General features: G+C 60.4%; 7 protein-coding genes and 1 riboswitch. Of the genes, 2 read left to right on the forward strand and 5 right to left on the reverse strand.

Annotated elements, in window-relative coordinates:
* Window positions 1-3: 3 nt before the first annotated feature.
* The 4 genes from ASD58_RS18050 to ASD58_RS31875 are packed head-to-tail and all read right to left on the reverse strand — an operon-like array spanning window position 4 to window position 4,002.
* Window positions 4-1,098 (reverse strand): ABC transporter ATP-binding protein, encoded by a 1,095-nt coding sequence (locus tag ASD58_RS18050; RefSeq protein ID WP_057262615.1) that lies wholly within the window; start codon window positions 1,096-1,098, stop codon window positions 4-6.
* A 4-nt stretch (window positions 1,099-1,102) separates the two neighbouring features.
* Entirely contained in the window at window positions 1,103-1,948 is an 846-nt protein-coding gene (locus tag ASD58_RS18055) for a carbohydrate ABC transporter permease (protein ID WP_082565505.1), read from the reverse strand.
* Window positions 1,945-2,778 carry a carbohydrate ABC transporter permease gene (locus tag ASD58_RS31870; RefSeq protein ID WP_057262617.1) on the reverse strand — a complete coding sequence of 278 codons (834 nt, stop codon included), beginning with the start codon at window positions 2,776-2,778 and terminating at the stop codon, window positions 1,945-1,947. Before ASD58_RS31870 ends, ASD58_RS18055 begins: the two co-directional genes overlap by 4 nt.
* Entirely contained in the window at window positions 2,779-4,002 is a 1,224-nt protein-coding gene (locus tag ASD58_RS31875; RefSeq protein ID WP_057262618.1) for an ABC transporter substrate-binding protein, read from the reverse strand. It abuts the gene before it with no gap.
* A 169-nt stretch (window positions 4,003-4,171) separates the two neighbouring features.
* A riboswitch (glycine riboswitch) is annotated at window positions 4,172-4,266 on the forward strand.
* Between the two features lie 152 nt (window positions 4,267-4,418).
* Here ASD58_RS31875 and ASD58_RS18070 point away from each other — a divergent pair.
* Together ASD58_RS18070 and ASD58_RS18075 are read left to right on the forward strand one after the other, a co-directional pair.
* Window positions 4,419-5,063 (forward strand): hypothetical protein, encoded by a 645-nt coding sequence (locus ASD58_RS18070; RefSeq protein ID WP_082565506.1) that lies wholly within the window; start codon window positions 4,419-4,421, stop codon window positions 5,061-5,063.
* A gap of 12 nt (window positions 5,064-5,075) precedes the next feature.
* Window positions 5,076-5,657 (forward strand): C39 family peptidase, encoded by a 582-nt coding sequence (locus ASD58_RS18075; RefSeq protein WP_057262619.1) that lies wholly within the window; start codon window positions 5,076-5,078, stop codon window positions 5,655-5,657.
* A 42-nt stretch (window positions 5,658-5,699) separates the two neighbouring features.
* On the opposite strand, the gene ASD58_RS18080 is transcribed toward ASD58_RS18075, so the two are convergent.
* Window positions 5,700-6,833 (reverse strand): SEL1-like repeat protein, encoded by a 1,134-nt coding sequence (locus tag ASD58_RS18080; protein ID WP_082565507.1) that lies wholly within the window; start codon window positions 6,831-6,833, stop codon window positions 5,700-5,702.
* Window positions 6,834-7,034 lie beyond the last annotated feature (201 nt).

Below are 7,034 nucleotides of genomic sequence, written 5' to 3' on the forward strand. Positions count from 1 at the left end.
TTCTTATAACGTCATCGCGAGCATACTTGAAGCGCCCGCCAATTCAAAGCGCTTGCCACTGTCCGGGTCGAACAGCGAAGCGCGTTGTGCATCAATCTCGAATGCGACCGTATCGTCCGGCGCAAGCGAACGGCTGCCCTGCAGGATGCAGGAGAGCTGCTTGCCTCCGCAATCGAGCCATACCACGCGGTGGGCACCCATCGGTTCCACCAGCGTTACCCTGCCCTGCTGCGGACCGCCCGGCAGCAGGGAAATATGCTCCGGGCGCACACCCAGAACGGCCTTGCCGCTTCCATTCGCAGCGCCAGCATCGCCCATCGCCAGCCGCAGGCAGCCTCCCGTGAACGTGCCGGCCGCATCGACTTCGCCTTCAATGAAATTCATGGCCGGCGCACCGAGGAAGCCGGCAACGAACAGGTTTGCAGGCCGCTCATATACCTCGCCGGGCGTGCCGACCTGCTGGATCTGCCCCGCGCGCATCACCACAATACGGCTGGCCAGCGTCATCGCCTCCACCTGGTCGTGCGTCACATAAATCATGGTGGCGCCCAGTTGCTGGTGCAGCAGCTTCAACTCGCGCCTCAAATCCGTGCGCAGCTTCGCGTCGAGGTTGGAGAGGGGCTCGTCGAACAGGTAGACGCCAGCCTCGCGCACCAGCGCGCGGCCAATCGCCACACGTTGCCGCTGCCCGCCCGAAAGAGCTGCCGGTTTGCGGCCAAGAAGCTCCCCCAGATGCAGCATGGCCGCCACGCGGTCCACGCGGCGCTTGATTTCGGCTTTTGCCACGCCCGCAATGCGCAGGCCGAAGGACATATTCTTCTCGACCGTCATGGTTGGATACAGCGCGTAGGACTGGAACACCATGCCGATCCCGCGCTCGCTCGGATCGGTGCGCGACATGTCCTTGCCGCCGATTTCGATGCGGCCGCCGCTGGTCTCCGTCAGACCCGCGATACTGTGCAGGAGGGTAGACTTGCCGCAACCGGAGGGGCCCAACAAAACCAGGAATTCCCCTTCCTCCACTTCCAGGTCCAGGCCGCGGATGATGGCATTGCCGCCAAGGGTAATATCCAGCTTTTTCAGACTAACGTTCGACATCCGTTCAACCTTTCACAGCCCCGGCAGCGATGCCGCGCACGAACCAGCGGCCCGACAAGAAGTAGATCGCCAAAGGCACCAGCGCCGTCAGGATCGTGGCGGCCATATTGACGTTATAAAGACGGATGCCCGTCGTCGTGTTGATTACGTTATTCAACTGCACCGTCATTGGCAGGTTGTCACGTCCCGCAAACACCAGGCCGAGGATATAGTCGTTCCATACGCCGGTGAGCTGCATGATCGCCGCGACCACCAGCATCGGTACCGACAAAGGCAGCATCACATGCCAGAAAATGCGCCAGAAGCCACCGCCATCGATGCGCGCGGCATGGAACAGTTCCTGCGGCAAGGCCGCGTAGTAATTGCGGAACAGCAGCGTCAATACCGGCATGCCGAACACCAGGTGCACGAGCACGATTGCCGGCAGCGAGCCGAACACGCCCAGGCCTGCCATCATACGCACCAGGGGGTAAATCATCACCTGCACCGGCACAAAAGCTCCCAGCAGAAGGATGCCGAACAACAGGTTGGCCCCGCGCGGGCGCCAGAACGACAGTGCATAGCCATTCAACGCGCCAAGTGCAATCGGCAGCACTGTGCTGGGCACCGCAATCCGCACCGAATTCCAGAAACCACCCTGCACGCCCTCGCAGGCTGCACCGGTGCAGGCCTCGCTCCAGGCGGCACGCCAGGCATCCAGCGTCGGCGCCAGCGGCAACGCGAAAATATTCCCCAGGCGGATCTCATCCATCGATTTCAGCGACGCCACCAGCATTACGTACAACGGCAGCAGGAAGAACAGCGCGGCGCTGCACAGAAAGATGTACAAGCCGATTCGTGCCGCCTTCATACGCTCCCCTTCCGGCTGCGGGCATATGCCCACGGCGCCAGCAAAGCCAGCACCGTCAGCAGCAAGACGACGGCGCCAGCCGACGCCAGGCCGACATTCGCACGCAGGAACAGGTGATCCATGATGAACTTGGCCGGCACTTCACTGGCCGTACCGGGCCCGCCCTGGGTCATCGATACCACAGCGTCATACAGCTTCACCACCATGGTTGCCAGCAGGATGAACACGGTCGCCAGCGTTGGCGCCAGCATCGGCAACACGATGGAAAGGTAGACACGCCAGGCAGGGATGCCATCCAGCCGGGCGGCCTTCCAGATTTCAGGATCGACGCCGCGCAAACCAGCCAGCATCAACGCCATCACAAAGCCAGAGGCCTGCCAGACCGACGCCAGCACCACGGTGTAGAGCACCATGTCCTGGTCGACGAGCCAGTCGATCTGCATGCCGGGGATGCCGCCCGGCGTCAGGATCCACTGCCATACCAGGCCCGTCGCCACAAACGACATCGCATATGGGTACAGAAACACGCTACGCAACGCCCCCTCGCCCGCTACCTGCCGGTCGATCGCGGCAGCCAACAGGAAGCCGATCACCATGCAGGCCAGCACGAACAACAGGCCAAACAGCGCCAGGTTATGCAGCGACAGCAGCCAGCGTTCGTTGTCGAACAGGCGCTCATACTGCGCCATGCCAACCAGTTTGTTGGTCGCAATGCTGCGCGAGCTGGTGAGCGACATATAGAACGTCCATGCGAACGAGCCGAGATAGCCCACGCATACCGTCAACAGCATCGGCAACAGCGCCGCATAAGACATGGCTCGACGCACCATTTAATTCCTCAGCGCAGCAGCCAGCGCCTTTTGCGCTTTCTCAACCGGCATTGACGTGTTCCAGTAAGCAGTCAGCGCATCCTGCACGGCTCCGTTCTGGTCAGGCGTCAAATAGATTTCAGGCGCACCGGCCTGGCGATTGCGATCGCGCATGATGGCGGCGCCAACGCGGGCGCAGGCATCGAGCTGGCTGGTATCGGCATCGGCGCGCGGCGGCACCGAGCCTTTCAGCTTGTTGAAGCTCACCTGCGTCGCGGGCGCCAACAGCACTTTCGTCATCAGCTTCTGTGCCTGCTGTACTTCCGCGCGATCCGAGCGAGGGAAGACAAAAGCGTCGCCCTGGATCAGGTACGGCGAATTGGCGCCAAGGCCCGGGATGCAGCCGAAATCGACGCCAGGCGCCATTTTCGCATTGCTGAATTCTCCCTTCGCCCAATCGCCCATGATTTGCACGCCGGCTTTTCCGCTGACCAGCATCGCAGTTGCGTCGTTCCAGTTGCGGCCAGGCGATGCAGGATCAACGTAGGATTGCAGGCGCTTGTATGCCAGCAGCACCTTGCGTACAGGCTCTGAATTGATCACGCGCTGGTCGCGGTCGCGCATCACTTGCAGGTACAGCTGGCGTCCGCCCATATTTGCCAGCAGCGACGCGAACAGGATGTGCTCCTGCCATGCCTGCCCGCCATGCGCCAGCGGCACCAGGCCGGCGGCCTTCAGCTTATCCAGCGCGGCAAACAGCTCGTCAACGGTTGCAGGTTCCTTGGCGATGCCGGCTTTTTTGAAGGCTGCCTTGGAATACCAGATCCACGTTTGCATATGGATGTTCATCGGCATCGCGTAATAGTGGCCGTCGATGCGAATGGTGTTCACGATCGGCTCCGGCAGCGTGCTTTCCCAATGTTCCTGGCGCGCGACGTCATCCAGTTGCACCAGCATGTCCTGGTCCACGATATCGAGGAACTGCTTGGAAATATTGAATTGCGCGGCAGCCGGCGCCTTGCCGCCAACCATACGATTGAGGGTAACCGCACGGGCCTGCTCGCCACCCGCAATTGCAGTATCGATCCACGTGCCGCCGGCAGCACGATAGGCATTCGCGAGCTGTTTGACGGCAGCGGATTCGCCGCCCGAGGTCCACCAGTGGATTACTTCTGCGCTTGGCCCGACAGCCTGCGCGGACGCGGCGCCGAGCGCCATGGCACAAGCAAATAACTGCTTAAACATCCCGTCTCCTGTAGTGTGCTGCTTATTTTGGAAACGTTACCAATTTCCCCGGCGAGTGTCAATAGAATAACAGGAAACACCGTCTTGGCGAAAACGCAACGTGTATCGGAAAACGATTGAAATCGTATAAATCCCTGAGCTATCCTGTTTTCGCTGCCGGTGCACACCGGTCGCGCGATCGGGAGAGTTTGTCCCACCCATGGACAACGCCGAAGGAGCAAGCCGCCCCCGGAATCTCTCAGGCCAAAGGACCGGTCGCGTGTTTTCACAACTCTGAAGAGCCGCCAGCAAAGTAACGCTGGCGCACCGAAGGAGCAAGCAGGCCGCCAACGCCTGTGAAACTCTCAGGTCCAGCACAGAGGGGGCATCACCTCGCACCTCAAAAATATCTGATCAACCTTCAGAGGAGTAGTCACATGCATACGCATCGACTCTGGCTGCGCATTGCCTGCGCAGCGATAATGGCCGCCCCGTTCCTGGCAAAAGCAGACAACGGCGCGGCACTGCAGGCCGCCAAACGCGGACTCGTACAATTCGCCGAGCACCAGCAGGCGATTCGCCCCGGCAGCGCGCCGGTGGATTTCCCGCTCGATATCACGGACGTGGGCGACTTGAAGCAAGCCACTGTGAGCCATGGCTTCGAAGTCTATACCGTCGACCCGAAAGAACTGCTGGCGCGCGGCGACCTGGCATCACTGGCCAAGCCCACAGGCGAATGGCGCTTCGTCATCTCGCTGCACGGCAAGCCAATCGGCCTGGCGACTGTCCAGCAGGTGAACGGCCGCTATGAAACGGTCGCTTATGGCGCGGCAGTGCTGGCAAAAGATGTGGATGCGGCCATGACGGTCCACGGCAACAGCGCGCGCTCCAACCTGCGCTTCATCCGCATCTACCAGGCGCGCGCCGACCTGCTGGAAGTGGACCATGCCAAGTTCGCCCCGCTGCACTCGGCGCGCGAATCGCTGCTGCTGCAGAAAAACGGAAACCAGCTGGTTGAAGGTTCGGACTTGCTGGAACCATTGCGCGCAGCAGTCAAAGCCAATATCGAAGCATTCCGCTAAGAGGAGCCGAACATGAATATCTCAAAACTCGTGGCCGGCGCAGCGCTGGTGCTGGCCCTGCCCTCCGCCTTCGCACAGTGGCGCACCTTGAATGTCCCGCTGGTGACGCAAGAGCATAGCCAGTGGTGCTGGGCGGGATCAAGCAAAGCTGTCCTGAACTTCTACAACCGCACGCCGAGCCAATGCCAGATCGTGAATTGGGCCTACGGCATCAACTACGCCTGCGGCAACAGCACTTTCAACTGGAACAGCTATGCCAACCGCCCGAATAATATGTACGGCACTTCCGGCAGCGTGCAAAACATCCTGTCAGCTTGGGGCGTGCCGAATACGGCAATCAATAACTACCTGTCGTGGAATTCGGTGGTGAATGAGATTAACGGCAACCGCCCCTTCGTTATCCGTTACGGCTGGACCAATGGCGGTGGGCACATCATGGTGGGACGCGGCTATGAAACCTACAACGGGACCAACTACATCTACATCATGAACCCGTGGCCAGGCGAGGGACAGACGTACCGCACCTTTGCTTCCGCCGTCAGCGCCTACGACCACAATTGGACGCACACGCAGCGCATGAATGTCAGCCCTTAAGTAAAAAAGCCCGCCGGCAAACGCCTGGCGGGCTGTTTCAAGTCAGTTGCTGCCGCCCAGCTGCTCCAGCTTGGCGGCCCACTTCTTCGACTCGTCGACATTACGGGCGGTACCCACGCCATTCTCGAGCAGGTAGACCAGTTTGCGGATCGCAGTGACATCATTCTGCTCCGCTGCCTGGCGATAGTAGATTGCGGCCTGGCTGTAGTCCTTCTTCACACCCTGGCCCATCCAGTACATGCCGGCCAGCCTTACCTGCGCCTGCGCACTACCCAACTTTGCCGCCTGTTGGTACACGACCGCAGCCTGCGGCAGGTCAACCGGCCCGCCTTTGCCCAGGTCAAGCATGACGGCCAGGTTGGTGGCGGCATCCTTGTTCTCCTGCGCCGCAGCCTTGGTAAACCACGCGCGGGCCTGGACCAGGTCCTGTGCGACACCATCGCCATTGGAATACAGCAGGCCAGCATAGAACTGCGCCATTGCGTGGCCTTGTTCGGCAGCCTTCAGGTACCACTCCAGGGCCAGCGCCGGGTCCTTCGGCACCGTGTTACCGGTATGGTAGGCCACGGCCAGATCGTATTGGGCATTGGCGTCGCCAGCGATCGCGCGTTTGCGGATCGGCGCCAGCGGGCCTGCAGCCTGGCGCTCCATTGCCGCGATCAGGTTCAGCGCCTCCTGGGCATTCTTGCTGCCCGCGGCGACTGCCTTCTGGTACCACTGCTTTGCCTGGGCCTGGTCAGCCGGGACGCCCCGGCCTTCCAGGTACATGCCAGCCACCTGCTCGATCGCCCCGACATCATTCTGTTCGATCGCCTTGCGCAACAGGGCCAGGGCGCCGGCACCGTCCTGCTTGATGCCACGGCCGGCGGACATCAGGCCGGCGAGTTGACGCATCGCAGGAACGTGGCCCTGGTCGACGGCACGCGAATACCACTTCACAGCTTCCACGTCGTTCTGGTCGGTGCCCTGGCCGCGCTCATACATCATGCCCAGGTTGAACTGCACATTGGGGTCGTTACTGCGAGCAGCCTGCTCGAAGAAACCGCGGAAAGCACGCGCGTAATTGCCTTTTGCGTACTCTTCATTTGGGGTGCGGGAAAATGCCTGTGCATGAGCAAATTGCACGGGGAAGTGCAGGCAAGCCAGGAGTGCTACGTACCGAAACTTCAACGCCATATTATGTTACTTGCGAGGTGGAAAATATAAATTATATAAACTTTATATTAAGCAACATAATATAAATGAAAGCGATGATGCTTTTGCGCAACAGCATCAAATTCTGGACGCGCAAAAGCAAAAAGCCCGCTGGCATATGCCTAGCGGGCTTTTCTAATAAGAGCCTGACGATAACCTACTTTCACACTGGTTGCAGCACTA

The organism is Duganella sp. Root1480D1, assembly GCF_001427305.1.
Lineage (GTDB): Bacteria > Pseudomonadota > Gammaproteobacteria > Burkholderiales > Burkholderiaceae_D > Rugamonas.

Bases quoted from the DNA above. Each gene is read 5' to 3' on its own strand.
- ASD58_RS18050 (WP_057262615.1), bottom strand. From the start codon at position 1,098: ATGTCGAACGTTAGTCTGAAAAAGCTGGATATTACCCTTGGCGGCAAT.
- ASD58_RS18055 (WP_082565505.1), bottom strand. From the start codon at position 1,948: ATGAAGGCGGCACGAATCGGCTTGTACATCTTTCTGTGCAGCGCCGCG.
- ASD58_RS31870 (WP_057262617.1), bottom strand. From the start codon at position 2,778: ATGGTGCGTCGAGCCATGTCTTATGCGGCGCTGTTGCCGATGCTGTTG.
- ASD58_RS31875 (WP_057262618.1), bottom strand. From the start codon at position 4,002: ATGTTTAAGCAGTTATTTGCTTGTGCCATGGCGCTCGGCGCCGCGTCC.
- ASD58_RS18070 (WP_082565506.1), top strand. From the start codon at position 4,419: ATGCATACGCATCGACTCTGGCTGCGCATTGCCTGCGCAGCGATAATG.
- ASD58_RS18075 (WP_057262619.1), top strand. From the start codon at position 5,076: ATGAATATCTCAAAACTCGTGGCCGGCGCAGCGCTGGTGCTGGCCCTG.
- ASD58_RS18080 (WP_082565507.1), bottom strand. From the start codon at position 6,833: ATGGCGTTGAAGTTTCGGTACGTAGCACTCCTGGCTTGCCTGCACTTC.